Origin of the sequence: Actinokineospora auranticolor, from assembly GCF_041897805.1 — a bacterium.
Classification (GTDB): domain Bacteria; phylum Actinomycetota; class Actinomycetes; order Mycobacteriales; family Pseudonocardiaceae; genus Actinokineospora; species Actinokineospora auranticolor.
The window spans coordinates 7,890,296-7,908,086 of the sequence record NZ_CP154825.1; the positions used below are offsets into that span (position 1 = coordinate 7,890,296).

The 17,791-nt window shown below is 71.3% G+C and carries 18 protein-coding genes and 4 tRNA genes; 6 read left to right on the plus strand and 16 right to left on the minus strand.

The window, feature by feature from the left end; all coding sequences use genetic code 11:
* Positions 1 to 30 precede the first annotated feature (30 nt).
* The 9 genes from secE to V5P93_RS34520 form a co-directional block, all read right to left on the minus strand.
* Complete coding sequence (secE, locus tag V5P93_RS34480; RefSeq protein WP_104477944.1) at positions 31 to 444, minus strand: preprotein translocase subunit SecE; 414 nt, start codon at positions 442 to 444, stop codon at positions 31 to 33.
* Positions 445 to 507: 63 nt separating this feature from the next.
* A tRNA-Trp gene (locus V5P93_RS34485) sits at positions 508 to 580 on the minus strand.
* Between the two features lie 234 nt (positions 581 to 814).
* Positions 815 to 1,912: a PLP-dependent aminotransferase family protein gene (locus V5P93_RS34490; protein ID WP_104477943.1), complete on the minus strand. Its 1,098-nt coding sequence runs from the start codon at positions 1,910 to 1,912 to the stop codon at positions 815 to 817.
* A 50-nt stretch (positions 1,913 to 1,962) separates the two neighbouring features.
* Positions 1,963 to 2,364: a MaoC/PaaZ C-terminal domain-containing protein gene (locus V5P93_RS34495; RefSeq protein WP_104477942.1), complete on the minus strand. Its 402-nt coding sequence runs from the start codon at positions 2,362 to 2,364 to the stop codon at positions 1,963 to 1,965.
* A complete protein-coding gene (locus V5P93_RS34500) occupies positions 2,361 to 2,828 on the minus strand; it encodes a MaoC family dehydratase N-terminal domain-containing protein (RefSeq protein ID WP_104477941.1) in 468 nt (155 codons plus the stop codon). Before V5P93_RS34500 ends, V5P93_RS34495 begins: the two co-directional genes overlap by 4 nt.
* A 99-nt stretch (positions 2,829 to 2,927) precedes the next feature.
* Positions 2,928 to 3,092: a 50S ribosomal protein L33 gene (gene rpmG / locus V5P93_RS34505; protein WP_104477940.1), complete on the minus strand. Its 165-nt coding sequence runs from the start codon at positions 3,090 to 3,092 to the stop codon at positions 2,928 to 2,930.
* Between the two features lie 181 nt (positions 3,093 to 3,273).
* A tRNA-Met gene (locus V5P93_RS34510) sits at positions 3,274 to 3,347 on the minus strand.
* Between the two features lie 62 nt (positions 3,348 to 3,409).
* Positions 3,410 to 3,482: transfer RNA gene (locus V5P93_RS34515), tRNA-Thr, on the minus strand.
* A 65-nt stretch (positions 3,483 to 3,547) separates the two neighbouring features.
* The gene (locus V5P93_RS34520; protein WP_104477939.1) at positions 3,548 to 6,235 is read right to left on the minus strand and encodes a bifunctional diguanylate cyclase/phosphodiesterase; all 2,688 of its coding nucleotides are present in this window, start codon (positions 6,233 to 6,235) and stop codon (positions 3,548 to 3,550) included.
* A gap of 458 nt (positions 6,236 to 6,693) precedes the next feature.
* Between V5P93_RS34520 and V5P93_RS34525 the strand changes: the two genes are divergently transcribed.
* The gene (locus tag V5P93_RS34525; protein ID WP_104477938.1) at positions 6,694 to 7,194 is read left to right on the plus strand and encodes a GNAT family N-acetyltransferase; all 501 of its coding nucleotides are present in this window, start codon (positions 6,694 to 6,696) and stop codon (positions 7,192 to 7,194) included.
* Positions 7,195 to 7,198: 4 nt separating this feature from the next.
* Here the strand turns inward: V5P93_RS34525 and V5P93_RS34530 are convergent, their stop codons facing one another.
* Both V5P93_RS34530 and V5P93_RS34535 read right to left on the minus strand, forming a co-directional pair.
* Entirely contained in the window at positions 7,199 to 8,164 is a 966-nt protein-coding gene (locus tag V5P93_RS34530) for a winged helix DNA-binding domain-containing protein (RefSeq protein WP_104477937.1), read from the minus strand.
* Positions 8,161 to 8,580, minus strand: coding sequence for a VOC family protein (locus tag V5P93_RS34535; RefSeq protein ID WP_104478301.1), 420 nt, complete (start codon positions 8,578 to 8,580; stop codon positions 8,161 to 8,163). The genes V5P93_RS34530 and V5P93_RS34535 overlap by 4 nt, the downstream gene beginning before the upstream one ends.
* Before the next feature lie 115 nt (positions 8,581 to 8,695).
* On the opposite strand from V5P93_RS34535, the gene V5P93_RS34540 reads away from it, so the two are divergent.
* Positions 8,696 to 9,205, plus strand: coding sequence for a sigma-70 family RNA polymerase sigma factor (locus tag V5P93_RS34540; RefSeq protein ID WP_181043357.1), 510 nt, complete (start codon positions 8,696 to 8,698; stop codon positions 9,203 to 9,205).
* Positions 9,202 to 10,446, plus strand: coding sequence for a hypothetical protein (locus V5P93_RS34545; protein WP_146107952.1), 1,245 nt, complete (start codon positions 9,202 to 9,204; stop codon positions 10,444 to 10,446). Before V5P93_RS34540 ends, V5P93_RS34545 begins: the two co-directional genes overlap by 4 nt.
* Positions 10,447 to 10,511: 65 nt before the next feature.
* Here V5P93_RS34545 and V5P93_RS34550 read toward each other — a convergent pair whose 3' ends face one another.
* A complete protein-coding gene (locus V5P93_RS34550) occupies positions 10,512 to 11,078 on the minus strand; it encodes a hypothetical protein (RefSeq protein WP_146107951.1) in 567 nt (188 codons plus the stop codon).
* Between the two features lie 601 nt (positions 11,079 to 11,679).
* Here V5P93_RS34550 and V5P93_RS34555 point away from each other — a divergent pair.
* Positions 11,680 to 12,120 carry an HIT family protein gene (locus V5P93_RS34555; protein WP_245931143.1) on the plus strand — a complete coding sequence of 147 codons (441 nt, stop codon included), beginning with the start codon at positions 11,680 to 11,682 and terminating at the stop codon, positions 12,118 to 12,120.
* A gap of 45 nt (positions 12,121 to 12,165) precedes the next feature.
* A complete protein-coding gene (locus V5P93_RS34560; RefSeq protein ID WP_104477933.1) occupies positions 12,166 to 13,200 on the plus strand; it encodes a hypothetical protein in 1,035 nt (344 codons plus the stop codon).
* 303 nt (positions 13,201 to 13,503) lie between these two features.
* On the opposite strand, the gene rfbA is transcribed toward V5P93_RS34560, so the two are convergent.
* Both rfbA and V5P93_RS34570 read right to left on the minus strand, forming a co-directional pair.
* Positions 13,504 to 14,388, minus strand: a complete 885-nt coding sequence (gene rfbA / locus V5P93_RS34565; RefSeq protein WP_104477932.1) for a glucose-1-phosphate thymidylyltransferase RfbA — start codon at positions 14,386 to 14,388, stop codon at positions 13,504 to 13,506.
* Between the two features lie 184 nt (positions 14,389 to 14,572).
* Complete coding sequence (locus tag V5P93_RS34570; protein ID WP_181043356.1) at positions 14,573 to 15,064, minus strand: YajQ family cyclic di-GMP-binding protein; 492 nt, start codon at positions 15,062 to 15,064, stop codon at positions 14,573 to 14,575.
* A 163-nt stretch (positions 15,065 to 15,227) separates the two neighbouring features.
* Here V5P93_RS34570 and V5P93_RS34575 point away from each other — a divergent pair.
* Positions 15,228 to 15,308, plus strand: a tRNA-Tyr gene (locus tag V5P93_RS34575).
* Between the two features lie 736 nt (positions 15,309 to 16,044).
* On the opposite strand, the gene htpX is transcribed toward V5P93_RS34575, so the two are convergent.
* Positions 16,045 to 16,905 carry a zinc metalloprotease HtpX gene (gene htpX, locus V5P93_RS34580; protein ID WP_104477930.1) on the minus strand — a complete coding sequence of 287 codons (861 nt, stop codon included), beginning with the start codon at positions 16,903 to 16,905 and terminating at the stop codon, positions 16,045 to 16,047.
* Between the two features lie 90 nt (positions 16,906 to 16,995).
* The gene (locus tag V5P93_RS34585) at positions 16,996 to 17,778 is read right to left on the minus strand and encodes a siderophore-interacting protein (RefSeq protein WP_181043355.1); all 783 of its coding nucleotides are present in this window, start codon (positions 17,776 to 17,778) and stop codon (positions 16,996 to 16,998) included.
* Positions 17,779 to 17,791 lie beyond the last annotated feature (13 nt).

The following is a 17,791-nucleotide window of genomic DNA, read 5'->3' on the forward strand; positions in this document are numbered from 1 at the left end:
TTCGTACAGCGCGTGCCCTGGCAGGCGAACTCAGCCGAAGAGCCAGAACACGCCCTTGCCCAGGGCCACGTCCAAGCCCGCGACCAGGGCAACCATGAACGCGACGAAGACCAGCACCACGGCGGTGTAGGTGATCATCTGCTTGCGCGTGGGCCAGATGACCTTGCGCAGCTCGGAGACGACCTCGCGGAGGTACCGGGCGATCCTGGCGAAGATCGAGCCGCGGCTCTCCGCGCGGTCGCGACTGGGCGTGGGGCGACCCTTGCGGTCGGCGGCGGTGGATTCGGCCTTGGCGGCCGGGGCGCGCTCGGCGCGGGGCTTGGCGGCCCCGTCCTTGCGCGCGGCCGGACGAGCCGTTCCGCGCCGCTCACGTCGGGCAGCGGCGGTGGACGGACGAGACGGGCGCTCCGGCTGCCCCTCTTCCCGCTCCTGGTCCTCGGCCACGCCATCCTCCACTCGGTGTGTTCCCCGGTCCGGAGCGGGATCAGCCGGACCGGACGTCAAACGCAGGGGCGACAGGAATCGAACCTGCAACCTGCGGTTTTGGAGACCGCTGCTCTGCCAATTGAGCTACACCCCTTCGCACTTCACCGAACACTCTACCGGCGAACCGCGTTCGGACGCACTCGACCATCCCCACCCTGCGGCAGCGGCGGGGACGGCCGGGTCGTGCCAAGGACGTGAGCATACGACACCGGTGGCCCGGGCCGGAAACCGACTCCCGGTCCACCCGCGCGCAGCCCGCTGACCAGCCGGTTCGCCGCAGTGTTCATGATCACACCGGACCCGCGGCACCGCGGCGGACCCGGCCGGGTCAGCCCTCGAGCGAGCGGACGGCGTCGGCGAGCCGCGCGACGCCCTCCTCGATCTGGTCGACGCGCACGCCCGAGTAGGCCAGCCGCAGGGTGGAGCGGCCGCCGTCGAGCAGGAAGTCGGTGCCCTTCACGAAGGTCACCCCGCGCGCCTCGGCGGCGGGCAGCAGGACGTCGACGTCGACGCCGTCGGGCAGCTCGACCCACATGAAGTAGCCGCCCTCAGGGGCGGTGAAGCGCGCCTCGGGCAGGTGCTTGGTCAGCGCGGAGCACAGCGTCTCGACCCGCTCGGCGAGCGCGGCGTTGACCGTGGCGACCGAGCGGTCGACACCGCCGTCGACGCAGAACCGGTACACGATCGCCTGGGCGAGCATGTTCGGCGAGATGTAGGTGTTGGTGGCCCGCACCCGCACCTTGGCGACCAGCTCGGCCGGGCCGACGATGTAGCCGACGCGCACACCGGGGGCCACGGTCTTGGAGAACGAGCTGGCGTAGACCACGCGGCCGCGGCCCTCGTCGAGCTCCAGCATGGTGGGCAGCGGCTGCCCGGCGAAGCGGATCTTGACGTACGGGTCGTCCTCGAAGATGACGAAGTCGTACTGCTCCGCCAGCTCCAGCAAGCGCTTGCGCTTGGCCAGGCTCAGCGTGTAGCCCGCCGGGTTCTGGAAGTTGGGGATGATGTGCGCGAAGGTCGGCCGGAGCCCGTCCTCGAGCAGCCCCGCGAGCTCCTCGACGTCGATGCCGTCGGTCTGCAGCGACACCGGTCGCACGTCGGCCTGCCGCTCGCGCAGACCGAGCAGGGTGCGGTCGTAGGTGGGCCGCTCGACGACGACCGGCTGCCCAGCGGTGACGAGCTGGTCGAACAGGAACGCGTCCGCCTGCATCGAGCCGTTGGTGACCAGCACCTGCTCCTCGGCCACACCGTGCTGCTCGGCGAGCAGCTTGCGCAGCGGGGGGTAGCCGATCGCGGTGCCGTACCCCAGCGCGCCGCCGGGGTCCTGGGTGAGTGCGGCGTCCGCGGCGGCCTTGAGCCCCTCGACGTCGATGATGTCGAGCGAGGGAGCGCCACGGGCGAAGGAAATGAGGTCAGATGCCGTCACGCGTGAAATCTAGATGAACCCCGCCCGGGCAGACCGAGCAGGGGCCACCCCTAGACGCGCAGGATCGCGATCGCCTTCCCCAACACCGACTTCCCCTCGAACTTCGCGTCGAGGTTCACCCGAACAGTCCCGTCCTCGTGCACGGCCCCCACCTTGCCGCTCAACTCCAGCAACGCCCCGACCTCGTCATTGGGCACCACCACCGGCCGCGTGAACCGCGCCGAGTACGACACCAGCTCCCCCACACCCCAGTCCGTCACCACGCGCCCCGCCAACGCCATGGTCAACATCCCGTGCGCGATCACATCCGGCAGCCCGACCTCGCGCGCGAACGCCTCGTTCCAGTGGATCGGGTTGAAGTCCAACGCCGCCCCGGCATACCGAACAAGATCCCGCCGCGTGACCCGAACCTCAATCCCGGGCAACACGTCCCCAACCTGAACCCCGCTCACGCCCCCACCTCCGCACCGGCGTCCGCATCACGCACAACCAACTGCGCCCGCGTAGTAGCCCGCGGTTCCCCCGCCTCGGTGACCACGTCGGCCCGGAAGTTGATGAAGTCGTTCCCCGCCCGACTCATGATCTTCTCGATCGTCGTGCGCACCACCAACCGGTCCCCGGCCACGATCGGGCGGTGGTACTCGAACCCCTGGTCCCCGTGCACCATCCGGCTGTAGTCCAACCCCAACTCCGGGTCGTTCACGATCCGGTTGATCACAGCCAGGTTCACGATCATCGTGAACGTGGGCGGCGCCACCACATCCGCGTACCCAGCCGCCCGCGCGGCCTCCGGATCGACGTACTCAGGCCGAAGATCCCCGATCGCCTCCGCGAACTCCCGGATCTTCTCCCGCCCCACCTCGTACACCGTGTCCGGCGGGTACTCCCGCCCCTCAAACGACTGGTCAAGCGCCATACCCCGAACCCTACCCAACCCCAAACACCACAAAGACCGACCTACCAGTGGCAGATCGGTCCGTGGAAAAGCGATGTCGAGCGCCAGCCCGACCAACCCTCAGCGGGTCTCCTTGTGCACCTTGTGGGTGCCGCAGTTCGGGCAGAACTTCTTCATCTCCAAGCGATCCGGGTCATTCCGCCGGTTCTTCTTGGTGATGTAGTTCCGGTGCTTGCAGCTCTCACACGCGAGCGTGATCTTCGGCCGCACGTCAGTAGAAGCCACAACAACCAGCCCTTCACAAAGATCAACAGCCCCCAACCTCAGGGGCCAGGAGCCAGGAGCACCCGCCCCCGTTGGGGGTCCGGGGGCTTGCCCCCGGCTGGGGGTCTGGGGGGCTTGGCCCCCCAGAACAATTGCGAAGCGACAGGTAGATGCTCTCCATCTACACACGTCACCCATCGCGTAGCGGTGGCCGGACTTGAACCGGCGACACAGCGATTATGAGCCGCTTGCTCTACCAGGCTGAGCTACACCGCTTTGACACAGCTCAAGCCGCGTCACACCGACGATATTCCCGGTGTACCGCGGCCGAACCGTCGAGCCCCTTTACGGAATCGAACCGTAGACCTTCTCCTTACCATGGAGACGCTCTGCCGACTGAGCTAAAGGGGCCTTGTCCCTGGGGACGGGCGTAACTGTACACACCCCGCGGGCAAGCTCCAAAACGGGGGGTGGGTCTAGCTGATCAAGGTGAGCACGGTCTCCTCGCGCAGCCCCCTGGCCTGCGTCGTTCGCGCTTGCAACCACGCTTCCAGCCTGCTCTCGGACAGCGGCCGGGAGATCAGGTAGCCCTGGGCGACGTCGCAGCCCATGCCCGCGAGCTGGTCCCGGGCGGCGTCGTCCTCGACGCCCTCGGCGACCACGGTCAACCCGAGCGAGTGACCGAGTTCGACGATCGAGCGGACCACGGCGAGGTCGCCGAGGTCGGTGCCCATGCCGAGCACGAAGCTCTTGTCGATCTTGACCTCGTCCACCGGCAGCTGGCGCAGGTAGGCCAGCGACGAGTACCCGGTGCCGAAGTCGTCGACCGCGAGGACCACGCCGAGCGCGTGCAGGCGGCGCAACACCGGCAGGGCCCGCTGCGGGTCGGCCATCACACCGGACTCGGTCAGCTCCAGCGTGAGCAGCTCCGGGGGCACCCCGTGCTTGCGCAGCGCCTCGTCGACGCGGTCGGGGAAGCTGGGGTCGTCGAGGCTGCGCACGGACAGGTTGACCGCGGCGGCGATGCGCAGGCCGCGGTCCATCCACTTGCGGACCCGGATCAGCGACTGGTCCATCACGAACCCGGTGAGCGCGTCGACCAGGCCCGCGGCCTCGACGGCGGGGACGAACTCGTCCGGGTCGAGCCTGCCGAACTCGGGGTGGCGCCAGCGGACCAGCGCCTCCACGCCGAGCACCTGCCTGCTCGGCAGCGCGACCTTGGGCTGGTAGTGCACCTTGACCTGACCGGTCTCCAGCGCCTGCCGGAACTGGGTGACCAGGTGGAAGCGGCGCAGGAAGATCTGGCCCATGGTGGGCAGGTAGGCGCGCACCGTCTCGCTCGCCGAGCGGGCCGCGCGCAGCGCCACGTCGGCGTTCTGCAGCAGCGCGTCGACGTCGAGTTCCAGCGCGGTGCCGTCGCCCTCGATGGCCCGCGGGCTGGAGTAGCCGACGACCGAGGTGGCCTCGACGGTGAGCCGGTCGACCGGGTAGGGCGCGGCCAGTTTGGCCCGCAGCCGCTCGGCGACCGCGTGCGCCTCGTCGGGGGCGGTGTCGAGCAGCAGCACGGCGAACTGGGCGCCTTCGAGCCGGGCCAGGGCGACGTCCGGGCCGAGCGCGTCGCGCAGCCTGCGGCCCGCGGCGACGACCATGCGGTCGCTCCAGGCGTAGCCGAGGGCGTCGCTGACCGTGGACGGCACGTCGAGGTCGATGCGCAGCACGACGGATTCCTGGTGCCCGCGCAGCGGTTCGCCCGCGGTGCGCCGGAAGCCGGGTCGGTTGAGCAGGCCGGTGAGCGGGTCGTGGTAGGCGTCGTGGCGCAGGGTGGCGAGCAGGCGGCGGTTGTCCATGGCGGTGGCCAGGTGGCTGGCCGTGGTGCCGATCAGCCGGACGTCGGCCTGGCCGAAGCCGCGCCAGCGGGAGAGCTTGTCGTGCGCCTCGACCAGGCCGAGCAGGTGGTTGCCGCTGCGCAGCGGGACGACCAGCGCCTCGTCGGCGCCGCGGCGGGCCAGCGCGTGCCGGATCTCGGGGGTGGCGTCGGCGCGGCGGAAGTGCCGGACGGGCGAGCCGGGCAGGCGCAGCAGGGCGTCGGCGCGGGAGCCCCCCGCCTCCAGTTCCAGCGCGTCGGTGGGCAGTTCGTCGCCGGAGACGATGGTGCGCAGCGGCAGTTGCGGGTCGAACCGCAGCCGCAGCACGACCCGGGCCGCGCCGAGCTGGTCCTTGATCCGGTCGGCGATGACCTGCCACTCGTCGGTGTCGGGGGCCTCGGCGACCGCGCCCTCGTCGCCGATGGCGGGCGCGGGGCGCGCGGCGGCCTGGTGCCCGGAGCGCGCGACGATGAGGCTGACCTCGGACAGCGCCTCCAGGTCGCGCTGCTCGCGCAGCAGGCCGGAGTAGGCGATGTAGAGCGCGGACAGCCCGGCCATGACCAGTACGAGCAGCGGCCAGCCCGCCTCGGCGTGCGAGACGACCTGGTAGCCGACGACCCCCATCGAGGCGTTGACCAGACCGAGGACGAGGGTGCGCGCGACCAGTCGGACGGCCGCGCCGAGCCGCATGTGGCGGCCGAGGACGCGCACGCAGACCAGGGCGAGCAGCGTGCTCGACAGCGGGGCGGCGACCGCGCCCGCGAGCACGCCCGCCCAGGCCGGGCCGACGCCCGCCAGCGCGTCGTTGACCCAGGTGACCACGGCGAAGGCGCTGGTGATCTCGAAGACCATGGCGCCCGCGTTGTAGAGGATGCGGTCCTGGACCTTGCGGACCAGCAGGGTGCCGACGCCCGCCAGCAGGTGCGCGGCGAGCACGACCTCGAAGGGGGCGACGAACAGCCCGATCACCATCGGGATCTCGCAGAAGGTGATCGACCAGGAGACGCCGCCGCGCACGTCGATGTTGATCGCCAGCTGCTCGGCGAGCAGGAAGCCGACGGCGAGCAGCAGCCCGACCAGCACGACCTGCGGGGTGTGCCGGGGCGGCAACCACCAGGACACGGCGGCGGCCGCGGCGACGGCCGAGGTCAGCACGAGCACGGAGAAGAACAGGAACCGCCGGTTGGGCGCGGCCTCCTCCGGCTGCCAGTCGCCCGCGCGCTCGACGGGATCGCGCAGGTCCGCCGTCGCCACGGGGACCGCGATGCCCTGATCGGCCACGCCAGGGTGCTCCGGCATGCAACCTCCTCGAACGGGCGGTGATCGGCCCCTGCTGGCCTCCCCCGCGCATGGCGAGTCCCCCGACGGCCCGCTGACTGTACCCCGATCAGGCGACCTAGGCACGTGTGCTAGTTACTCGCGGACACCATCGAAGACCCCTGCTCATCAGGTGAGATGGCCGGTCGAGGTGGTGGCGGTGCGCCTTTCCGGCCCACCAACGAGTTCGCCCTTTGGACGCTCACCAGCGAGGACTCCGGCCTGGTCCGCGCGGGTCGGGAGCAGCGGCCGACGCGCAGAGCCGGTGATAGGACGTTCCACACGCAAATCGGGCGTAGGACGGTCACCCCAACGGTGATCACCCTGATAGCCCAACGGTCTGCCAACAGAGCGAGACATCGGCGGCCATTCGGCCGCAGGCGCCGAGCGCGTCGACTACACCTGACCCGGACACCACACACGAACAGGACGGCCGCGCCATGTGGACCACCCGCCCGGAGACCGCGGCCGACACCGCCGCCATCCACGCCGTGACCGCGGCGGCCTTCCCGACCGCCGCCGAGGCCGACCTGGTCGACGCCCTGCGCGCCGACCCGGCGGCCTGGATCGACGGGCTCTCCGTCGTGACCGTGCTCGGCGACGAGGTCGTGGGGCACGCGCTGCTCACCCGCTGCCGCGTCGGCGGCGAGCGGGCGCTCGCACTGGCGCCGTGCTCGGTGCTGCCCGCCCACCAGGGCCGGGGTGCCGGGTCGGCGGCCATCCGGGCCGGGCTCGACGCGGCGCGCGGGCTCGGCGAGAACCTCGTAGTGGTGCTGGGGCACGCCGAGTACTACCCGCGGTTCGGGTTCACGCCCGCGTCCGGGTTCGGCATCCGGGCGCCGTTCGAGGTGCCCGACGAGGCATTCATGGCGCTGTCGCTGGATCCCCCGCGCCCGACGCCGACCGGCCTGGTCGAGTACCCGCCCGCCTTCGGGGTCTGACGGGTCAGCTCTCGGCGTCGCCGTTCCAGCGGCGGAGGTCATCGAGTTCCGCGTCGACGTTCACCCGCGGACTGGTCTCCACGCCTGCGGACGTGCGCTGCCAGGTCGCGACGACGCGTCCGTCGACCAGGACCGTGGGCATGATCATGCCCCCGCCCGCCTGCACGCGTTTGCTCAGTTCCGGCGGCACGATCCCGTCACGCGTGCGGTACCCCAGCAGGTACGTGTCGAAATGCCCGAGCAGGCGGGTGGTCGGCCCGGGGTCAGGCGACTGCGGTGGCTGCGCCAACCCCCGGAACGCCGACCGCGCCTTGCCCAGCGGAAGTCCGGCCCAGGTGGCGAAGTCCTCCGCCGTGGCGGGCGCGAAGCCCTCCAGGTACCGCTGCGCCAATCGCGCCAACGCGTCCGCTTCGTCCAGGGGCGCGCCGGGGTCGAAGGCCACGTACGTCGGCTCGGTGTCCGACCGGTCGGGTCCCCGCCGGATCCGGCCCGTCATCGCCGCGTAGGTGACCATGTGGTGCGGCGCCTGCGACTTGGGGTCGAGTACGACTCCCGCCGCGGCCAGCGCGTCGACCAGTTCGGGGCGGCTGCGCGGCGCCGAGCAGGCGGCGGCCACGATCTCCGCGCCGTGCGCGGCCAGCGCGTCGTCGATGCCCAGTTGCAGTCGGCGCCCCCGGTAGCCGTGCGCGAACCGGGGGCCGAGCAGCGACACGACCCAGCCCGCGTCCGCCGCCGCCAGCATGTGCAGCGTCCCGCGCATGGCCCAGGTGCGGACCACCGAGCCTGCCGCGCACGCGTCGTCCACATCGGACCGGACCAGCCCCTCGGTGCGCACCCGCACGGCCAGCCGGGCGGCGCGGATGTCCTGGGCCTGGATGCCGACGACCCGGCGCACGGCGGACACGACGTCGGTGGCCCGCGGCCCGGCGAGCCCCTGGGCGACGGTGCGGGCGACGAGGTCGGCGGTCATCCGGCGAAGAGCAGGTCGGGGTCGGCCATGGCCTTGAACTCCAGCGCGTTGCCCGCCGGGTCGCGCAGGAACATCGTCCACTGCTCGCCCGGTTCCCCCTCGAACCGGACATAGGGCTCGATGACGAAGTCGGCGCCCGCGGCGCGCAGCCGGTCGGCGAGCGCGTGGAAGTCGGGGACGTCGAGCACCAGCCCGAAGTGCGGCACCGGGACCCCTTGCCCGTCCACCGGGTTGGTCGCCGCGTCCCCGCGCCGCCCCGGCGCCAGGTGCGTCACGACCTGGTGCCCGGCGAGGTTCCAGTCGACCCAGGTCCGGTCCTGGCGGCCGCGCGGGCAGCCCAGCACCTCCCCGTAGAAGCGGCGGGCCGCGTCGAGGTCGTCGACCGGGATGGCGAGGTGGAAGGCGGGCCTGCTCATGCCGACGACCGTACCGGCCCGATTTTTCAAGATCTTTCGGCGGATCGGCAACCTTTCCGACCCCGCGCCCGGTCTAGGGGGTGGACTGCGTGACGGGACGGGGGGAGGTGGCGGGGTGCGCGGCGGGGACGCGGGGTTCGACGAGTTCGTCCGCGAGCGGTACGACCAGCTGCTGCGCTACGCCATCATGCTGACCGGTCGCCGGTGGGACGCCGAGGAGATCGTGCAGGAGGCGCTGCTGCGCTGCCTGCGCCGCTGGCGCCGCGTCCCCGCCGACAACGCCGTGGCCTACGTCCGCAAGGCGATCTACCACGAGTTCCTGCGGGTCGCGCGGCGCAAGCCGCAGGTCCCGCTCGACGAGCTGGCCGAGCAGCTGGACCTGGAGGACTTCGCGCCCGCGGTGGTCGCCCGCGACCACGTGCTGGTGGTGCTCCAGCAGCTGCCGCCGAGGCAGCGCGCGGCCGTGCTGGCCCGGGTGGTGCTGGACCTGTCCGAGGCGCAGACGGCCGTCGAGCTGGACTGCTCGGTGGGCACCGTGAAGTCGCTGACCAGCCGGGGCATGGCGCGGATACGGCAGTTGTGGGCGGCGGAGCAGGCGGCGGCACCGGGGAGGAGGGGGACGTGATCGCCGAGGAGCAGGAGTACGCGACCCGGCTGCGGGAGGAGCTGGCGGACGTCGCGGTCCGCGCGTCGGCGGGCCAGGTCGACACCGTGCTGCGGCAGGTGCACCGGCGCAGGCGGGACCGGCGCAACCAGCGGATCCAGGTTTTCACCGCGATGGCGGTGGTCGCCCTCGCGGTCGCCGGGGCGTTCGCGGTCACGACCGCGGGCGAGCACGCGGAACCCGCACGCCAGGTGGACGCGACGACGCCCATGGCGCAGTGGCCCGCGCGCGGCGAGCTCGCCGCGGACAAGGACCTGGTCGCCCGCGCGGAACAGGCGTGGCACTCCTACCGGCAACCGCCGCGCGGGCCGCTCAAGCCGCTGTTCGCCGGGGTCTCGCCCAACATGTCGGCGAACATGGTCGTGGTGGCGCTGATCGCCCCGGAGTCCGGGCAGGTCGCCTTCGTGACCACCCCGATCCGGGTCAACCGGCCGTCCGACCCGCGCGACCGGCTGCTGGTGCGCGCGGTCGCGCCGGTGACGCCGGAGCAGCGCGGGGTCGGGTTCATGGCGTCGCGGCCGCTGCCCGAGGACGAGCCGCCGATCGACCAGAACGCGGTGGGGATGGCGTTGACCTCGCCCGCTGCGGAGAACGGCAAGGTCTACACCTCCACCATCGACTCCCAGTCGGAGCCGAGCTGGCCGACCACCGTCGTCGGCGCGCTGTGGCCGCAGTACGAGATGGGCGCGGGCGCGTGGAACAGCGAGCTGCGCGTGCAGTTCCGCGGCGCCGCGAGCACGGAGGACTACACGCTCGTCACCGGGGTTTCCGATGACGTCGACCTCGGTCCCGTGGCGCTGCGCAGGGCAGGCGCGGCGCTGCGGGCCGAGGGACCGGGGGTGCGCCAGGGCGACCTGATCATCACCCCGAACGGCGTGGTCGGCGTGGTGGCGGCACCGGACGGCACCGTCGACACCCGGTTGAGCGAACTGGCCGCGCACGGCACCGTCGGGGTCGCGATCTCGCGGGTCCCGGGGCGGGTGCGCGAGGTCGGCGACCACGCGGAGTTCACCGCGACCGGCCCCGGGGACTTCGGCGAGGAGCAGCGGCTGGTGCTGCAGGCCTGGGACGAGCCGCGGCTCGCGCTCACCTTCGCCAAGCTGGCGGGCTACGAGCCGCACTGGCTGGTGGCGCGCACGGCCGGACCGGACGCCGCGGAGAACGTGCTGCGCCTGGGCAAGCCGGGAGCCGCGAAGCCATGACCGTGGCCAACCGTGGGACGGGGACGTGGTGGGCGGCGCCACCACGTCCCCGGGTCCGCGCGCGGCTAGTTCGCCACGACCCGGCCCTGACCGATCACCTCGATGGTGGGGCCCCAGTTCTTGACGAGCTTGAAGAAGTGCTCGTGGTACGGGTAGGTGCCGGTCCAGCAGTAGCCGTAGGACTGGCCGTTGAGGGTGTAGCGCACGGACGGACCGACCTTGGTGTCGTTGCCGTAGCCGTCCCACATCTCGACGAGGATCTCCTTGCCGTAGTAGGTGGGGTCCGAGCCGCCGGTGCCGCGCAGGACGACGCAGGCCTTGCTCTCGCTGGTGGGCCAGAACAGCCGCGAGGGCAGCAGCGAGCGGAACCGGAAGTCGTAGTCGAAAGGGATCTTGGCGACCGCCAGGTCGGGGCCGTAGCCCAGCCTGCGGTCGGCGGGTGCGTCGGGCACCATTTCGAGCTTCGGGATGCCCGCGACGGGGCCGAACGGGACCGGCGTGGCGACCGCGACCTCGACCCGGCGGCCCTGGTCGGCCGCCGCGCCCGTGGCGGCCGACGCACCGGTGATCGACACCGCTACAGACGTGGCGACCGCGGCAGCCGCCACGGCCACCGCGGTCCAACGTCGCATTCGGGACAGCCTGATTCGTGACATGGATTCCACCCCCGCTACTAGGACCCGGAACAGGAAAGGAAAGTTAGCCAGTGCGCAACGGGATCCACGTCCCGCATTCGGGTGACACCGGCTCAAATTGTACCGTTGACCAGCAAGAATGCCGCGAATGCCGCAGCCGTGAATAGCCGGGGGGAGCAATCAGCTCCGCCATTCGGCAGAGCGCCGCTATTCTGTGAATTACCGGTCGCGGCATCCGGTTGGCCCAAGCACGGCCAACCGCCCCCGAACGGCCTCGCGGACCCCGGCGATCGGCGTACCCCGGTCGGCGGTCGCGCCGAATGCGCACCCAACGGATTTCCCGCCAGGTTGGCTCCCCGGCGGGAATAGGTGTCCGGATCGCGCCGCCCTCGCGCGCGACGGGACACCGGGACCGGCCACACTGTGCAGGGGTGTGGCCGGTCCTCTTTTTCGCGTCCTTCTTTTGTCCATACCGGTGTGCGCGCCGGAGCGGGATACTCCGACAACCGCCGACCGGCGGCACCCGATGGAGCGACAAGTCTGGAGCGCGTGCCCCGGTGGTGGTTCAGTGTCCCGACGACCACCCCGAGGAGTTTGGATGACGCAACTGCCGACCATGGGCGGCGCACCCGCCGACACGGAGCTGACCTGCCTGTTCTGCCGCTTCCGCGACGAGGGCGCCAACCGCCTGCTCGACGAGAGCGACCACTTCTACGCCAGGTACGACAACTTCCCGGCGACCGCGGGCCACGTCGAGATCGTCCCGAAGCGCCACGTCGAGTCCTTCTTCGACCTGCGCCCCGGCGAGATCGAGGACGCCTACGCCCTGATGCGCCGGGTCAAGGAGCGGATCTCGCGGGAGCACAACCCCCTCGGCTACACCATCGGCGTCAACGACGGTCGCGCCGCCGGGCGCACCATCGACCACCTGCACATCCACCTGATCCCGCGCTACCTCGGCGACGTCGCCGAGCCCGCTGGCGGCATCCGGCGGATCTTCCCGGAGAGCGACCAGCAGAGCTGGCGCACCCGGGCTTGAGCAAACGGCTCGCGGGTCGAGCGGGCACCCGGCCAGACTGACCGGGTGACCGACCTGCGCTTCTTCGCCGACCTGGTGACCACCGGCACCGCGCTGGGGCTCGACCACACCAGCACCGTGGCCGAGGTGGAGGCCGTCCTGGGCCCGAGCCAGACCTGGCGCCTCAGCCGCACGCAGCTGCGCCGGACCCTCCACACCGGACTGGTCGAGTTCGCCTGGGACTGGCCCGACCCGGAGCCGCTCGGCCTGAGCGCGCGGGCGGGAAACCTCTTCACCGCCCGCGGCCGCGTCGGCGAAGCGCTGACCGCCCACTACGGCCGGTTCCGCCGGAAGCCGCCGACCTTCACCGAACTCCGGGTCGCCGTGGCTGCCCGGGGTTTCACGTTGGTGCCGGACAACTCGATCACACCGGACAACTTCCGCTACGCCTACGAACCCACCATCGGCACGTCGGTGACAATCTCGGCAGACCCGGAGGTCCCCGGAGAATACGGCCGGATCTGGTCCATCACCGGGACAACGCACCGGACAGACCTGACCTACCACCACCCGCCGGGCAGGCAGCAGGGGTTCGCCGACCGGGCTCGGTTCCTGAAGTCCCAGTCACCTGGGCAAATCCGCACCTGGCTGCACCGCCACGACCCCAGCACCGACCGCACGACCTGGTGGCGACAGCTCATCGCACCATTCCCCCGCGACCACCCGCTACGCCCCCTTCTCCTCGCGGAAGCCCTCAACCGCAAGGTAAACCCGCCGGGCGTGGACGCGGTGAACCTCATCCTGGCCCTCCCACCCGAGGACCCCGCTCTCCCCACCGCCGTCCGGGCCTGGTTGGACAACCCACCCGCCGCCCTCCCGGAAGCCGAGCGCCTCGCCCACGGCCCATCCCTGACCCCCGACGAGATCCGCCTCTCCCGCAGGCTCCGGGACCAGATCCACGTCCTCACCGGGGCCAACCCCCGACTCCCACACGACCTGGCCGCAGCACTCGACCCCTGGAAAGCCCTACGCCCCAACCTCTTGCGCTACCCGTTGTTCGCCCGCCCCCGCCACCGACTCCACAAAGCACGGACCCACTAGCTCGCGCTCCTCCCGAACACTGAGCCCGGCGCGCCAACTCCTGGTCCCTTCGCGCTGCCCTTTCCCGAGGTGCCCCAATCGACCAATACGGCGATTGGCTACCCGGTGGAATGCGCGCCCTGGCACTTCTACGGCGCCGACGTCCTCGTCAGCGCGTTGACGCTCAAGGAACACGACGACGAACCCGCCTTGGCGCTTCCCATTCCTGCCCGAGATGGCGTCCGTGCTCCCGCCCTCGCCAACCATGAAGCCTCAGAAAAACGGCCGACCAGAGGGACCCTGGTCGGCCGTGTTCAACGGGAGTCAGCGCGCTGTGGCACCCGCGGCGACGGCGAGGCCCATGACGTACTCGCCGTACCCGGACTTGGCCAGCTTGGCGCCCAGGGCGTAGCACTCGTCCGGGGTGATGTAGCCGTGGTCCAGGGCGATCTCCTCCAGGCAGGCCAGGCGCACGCCGGTCCGGTGCTCCAAGACCTGCACGAACTGGCCCGCCTCCAGCAGGGAGTCGTGGGTGCCGGTGTCCAGCCAGGCGAAGCCGCGGCCGAGGTCGAGCAGCCGGGCCCGGCCCTGGCGGAGGTACTCCAGGTTGACGTCGGTGATCTCGAGCTCGCCGCGGGCCGACGGGGTCAACCCCTTGGCGATCTTGATCACGTCGTTGTCGTAGAAGTACAGGCCGGTGATGGCCCGGTTCGACTTGGCCTTGGCGGGCTTCTCCTCGATCGACAGCAGCCGCCCGTCCGCGTCGACCTCGCCGACGCCGTAGCGCTCGGGGTCCTTGACCGGGTAGCCGAAGAGCACCGCGCCGTCGAGCTGCGCGGTGTTGGCCTGCATCATCTGCGAGAAGCCCAGGCCGAAGAAGATGTTGTCGCCGAGCACCAGGGCCACGTGGTCGTCGCCGACGAACTCCTCGCCGATGATGAACGCCTCGGCCAGGCCGTTCGGGTGAGCCTGCTCGGCGTAGGAGAAGCTGATGCCGAACTGGCTCCCGTCGCCGAGCAGCCTGCGGAAGTTGGGCAGGTCCGACGGCGTGGAGATGATCAGGATCTCGCGGATCCCGGCCAGCATGAGCACCGAGATCGGGTAGTAGATCATCGGCTTGTCGTAGACGGGCAGCAGCTGCTTGGACACCGCCTGGGTGATCGGGTGCAACCGGGTCCCACTGCCCCCGGCCAGAACGATGCCCTTCATCACGGCTCCCCCTGTCGATGCTCGCCGGGCGGATCTCCACCACCCGAGGCCGCGCACATGGGTGACAGCCGAATGGCGCCCGCCCCCCGGGGTTTCATCGCCCCCAGCACACGGAGGGTTACGAGTCGTCGGCCACTTCCACCCCCGACCGGGGCGACTCCGCCCACGGCCGGGGGTGATGCGGTCAGCGGTAGTTGGTGAACTGCAGGGCGATGCCGAAGTCGGCGCCCTTGAGCAGGGAGATGACGTCCTGCAGGTGGTCCTTCTTCTTGCCCGACACCCGCAGCTGGTCACCCTGGATCTGTGCCTGGACGCCCTTGGGCCCCTCGTCGCGGATCTTCTTGGCGATCTCCTTGGCCTTCTCCGACGAGATGCCCTGCACCAGCGAACCCGTCACCCGGTGCACCTTCCCCGACAGCGCCGGGTCACCGATGTCGAACGCCTTCTGCGAGATGTTGCGCTTGACCAGCTTCTCCTTGAAGACCTCGATGGCCGCCGCGCACCGCTCCTCGGTCTCCGCCTCGAAGGTGATGGCCTCCTCACCGGTCCAGCTCACCTTGGCCCCCGTGCCGCGGAAGTCGAACCGCGTGCCCAGCTCCTTCGCCGCCTGGTTGAGCGCGTTGTCCACCTCTTGCCGGTCGACCTTGCTCACCACGTCGAATGACGGGTCCGCCACGTGCCACGCACCTCCGCGCCTAACTGATCGAGAACCCCAGAACGCACGGATGCTACCGCCGCCACCCCCCACACCCCCCTCCGCCGCGCTAAGGGGATACCCGTTGGAAGCCCCCCGGACCCATTGGGTACAGTTCCCGACGTCCAGCAGCACCGGACACCCCGGCGGGTTGCCCGAGCGGCCAATGGGAGCGGACTGTAAATCCGTCGCGAAAGCTTCAGAGGTTCGAATCCTCTACCCGCCACGGCCTCGGCCGACTTGTGTCAACGGAGAGCGTTGACCGGGTCGGCCGTTGTTGTTTCTGGGGGGCGACCCCCCAGACCCCCACGGTGCGGTGGGCGCGTAAGGCGCGGAGCTTGCGTAGCGGCTGGAGCGGGATGGCGGGCGCCGGAACCAGCGGGGGCGCGTAGGACGCGGGACTTGCGTAGCGGCTGGAGCGGGATGGCGGGCGCCGGAACCAGCGGGGGCGCGTAGGACGCGGGACTTGCGTAGCGGCTGGAGCGGGATGGCGGGCGCCGGAACCAGCGGGGGCGCGTAGGACGCGGGACTTGCGTAGCGGCTGGAGCGGGATGGCGGGCGCCGGAACCAGCGGGGGCGCGTAGGACGCGGGACTTGCGTAGCGGCTGGAGCGGGATGGCGGGCGCCGGAACCAGCGGGGGCGCGTAGGACGCGGGACTTGCGTAGCGGCTGGAGCGGGATGGCGGGGAGCGCCCGGAACCAGCGGGGGCGCGTAGGACGCGGGACTTGCGTAGCGGCTGGAGCGGGATGGCGGGGAGCGCCCGGAACCAGCGGGGGCGCGTAGGACGCGGGACTTGCGTAGCGGCTGGAGCGGGATGGCGGGGAGCGCCCGGAACCAGCGGAAACGCGCAAGGCGCGGAGCTTGCGTGGCGGCTGGAGCGGGGTAGCGAGATTCCGGTACCAGCGGGGGCACGGTGGAGCTGCGGAACGGCGGAGCTGGTCGACGATCGGTAGGGGCGTGGCTAGTGGTCGCGGGCCATGTGTTCCAGGCGGGCGATGCGGTCGGCGATGGCGGGGTGGGTGCTGAAGTAGCGGGAGACGCCGTCGCCGGGGCGGAAGGGGTTGGCGATCATCAGGTGGGACTGGGCGGCCACCGCCGGTTCCGGGGCGAGCGGGGCCTCGCGGGTGCCCGCGTCCAGTTTGCGGAGGGCTGAGGCGAGGGCGAGTGGGTCCCCGGTGAGGCGGGCGCCGGAGGCGTCGGCCTGGTATTCGCGGGACCGGCTGACTGCCATCTGGACGATCGACGCGGCGATGGGGCCGAGCAGGGACAGCAGGAGCAGGGCGATGGGGTTGGCGCGGTCCTCGTCGTCGTCGCCGAAGACGCCCGCGAACAGGGCGAGGCTGGCGAGGGTGCTGACCACGCTGGCCAGTGCGCCCGCCACGCAGGAGATCAGGATGTCGCGGTTGTACACGTGGGCCAGTTCGTGGCCGAGCACGCCGCGCAGCTCGCGTTCGTCCAGCAGGTCCAGCAGGCCCGTGGTGCAGCAGACCGCCGCGTTCCGCGGGCTGCGGCCGGTCGCGAAGGCGTTCGGGGCCTGGGTGGGGCTGACGTACAGGCGCGGCATCGGCTGGCGGGCGGTGGTGGCCAGCTCGCGCACGATCCGGTACAGCGCGGGCTGCTCCGCCTGCGACACCGGCCTGGCCCGCATGGCGCGCAGGGCCAGCTTGTCCGAGTTGAAGTACGCGTAACCGTTGACCACGACCGCCAGGCCGATGCCGACGTACAGCGCGGTCCGCCCGAACAGGGAACTCACCAGCAGGATCAGCGCGCTGAGACCACCGAGCAGCAGGGCGGTCCGCAGACCGTTCGCATGTCCGTGCACAACCGCCTCCTCCGCCGCGTTTTCCCGTTCTGCCAGCGGAGTAGTCAACGACCGCACGGGGTGAGAAGTTCCAACCGGACACTCACCCGATCAGTTGCCGCTCTCGCCCAGCCGCCAGTAAGTGGTGGGGCGGACGCGTTGGCGCGGGTAGCCGCGTTCGTCCAAGAGGTGGGCTCTTACGGCGAGCATCGCCGCGCGTTCCCCGGCCATCCAGACCTCCGGGAGGCCCGAGGGGAGATCCGCGGCACGGATGGCGTCCACCAGCACCGTGCTCTCCCCCGCCGGGACGCCGTCGCGGTGCAGCCAGGTGACACCGGCCACGGGCTGTTCCTCCGCCGCGTCGGTCACCTCGACGTACGCGAGCGCCTGCTTGTCCGGCGGGAGGGCGGCCAGGATCGCCGTGATCGCGGGCAGGGCGGTCTCGTCACCCGCGAGCAGGTACCAGTCGGCACCGGGATCGGGCTGGTATGCCGGGGACGGGCCGACGAAGATCATCTCGTCGCCGGGGGCCACCCGGGACGCCCACGCCGAGGCGGGGCCCGCGTCGCCGTGCAGGACGAAGTCGAACTGGACCTCGTTGGTGGCCGGGTCGTGCCCGCGGATCGTGTACGTGCGGGTCAGCGGCCGCACCTGCGACCACAGCCCGCGCGCGGACTCCAGGGTGAGCGGCTCCGGCAGCTCGGTGCCCTCGGGGTAGAAGTAGAGCATCACGTTCTGGTCGGTGCCCGCCCCCGCCAGGCTCGCCAGCGAGTCGTGCCGGACCGTCACGCGGGCCAGGTGCGGGGTGACGCGCTCGACGCGCACCACGGGCACGCGCCAGAGCCGGGTCTCTTGCCTGCGGGAGCGCCTGCGGGCCTCGGGTTGGGTGCTCATCACCCACCATCCT

Excerpts from the sequence above, each read along its gene's own strand:
- V5P93_RS34500 (WP_104477941.1), bottom strand. The coding sequence starts at position 2,828 with ATGGCGCTTGACCAGTCGTTTGAGGGGCGGGAGTACCCGCCGGACACG.
- V5P93_RS34520 (WP_104477939.1), bottom strand. The coding sequence starts at position 6,235 with ATGCCGGAGCACCCTGGCGTGGCCGATCAGGGCATCGCGGTCCCCGTG.
- V5P93_RS34525 (WP_104477938.1), top strand. The coding sequence starts at position 6,694 with ATGTGGACCACCCGCCCGGAGACCGCGGCCGACACCGCCGCCATCCAC.
- V5P93_RS34530 (WP_104477937.1), bottom strand. The coding sequence starts at position 8,164 with ATGACCGCCGACCTCGTCGCCCGCACCGTCGCCCAGGGGCTCGCCGGG.
- V5P93_RS34535 (WP_104478301.1), bottom strand. The coding sequence starts at position 8,580 with ATGAGCAGGCCCGCCTTCCACCTCGCCATCCCGGTCGACGACCTCGAC.
- V5P93_RS34550 (WP_146107951.1), bottom strand. The coding sequence starts at position 11,078 with ATGCGACGTTGGACCGCGGTGGCCGTGGCGGCTGCCGCGGTCGCCACG.
- V5P93_RS34555 (WP_245931143.1), top strand. The coding sequence starts at position 11,680 with ATGACGCAACTGCCGACCATGGGCGGCGCACCCGCCGACACGGAGCTG.
- rfbA (WP_104477932.1), bottom strand. The coding sequence starts at position 14,388 with ATGAAGGGCATCGTTCTGGCCGGGGGCAGTGGGACCCGGTTGCACCCG.
- V5P93_RS34585 (WP_181043355.1), bottom strand. The coding sequence starts at position 17,778 with ATGAGCACCCAACCCGAGGCCCGCAGGCGCTCCCGCAGGCAAGAGACC.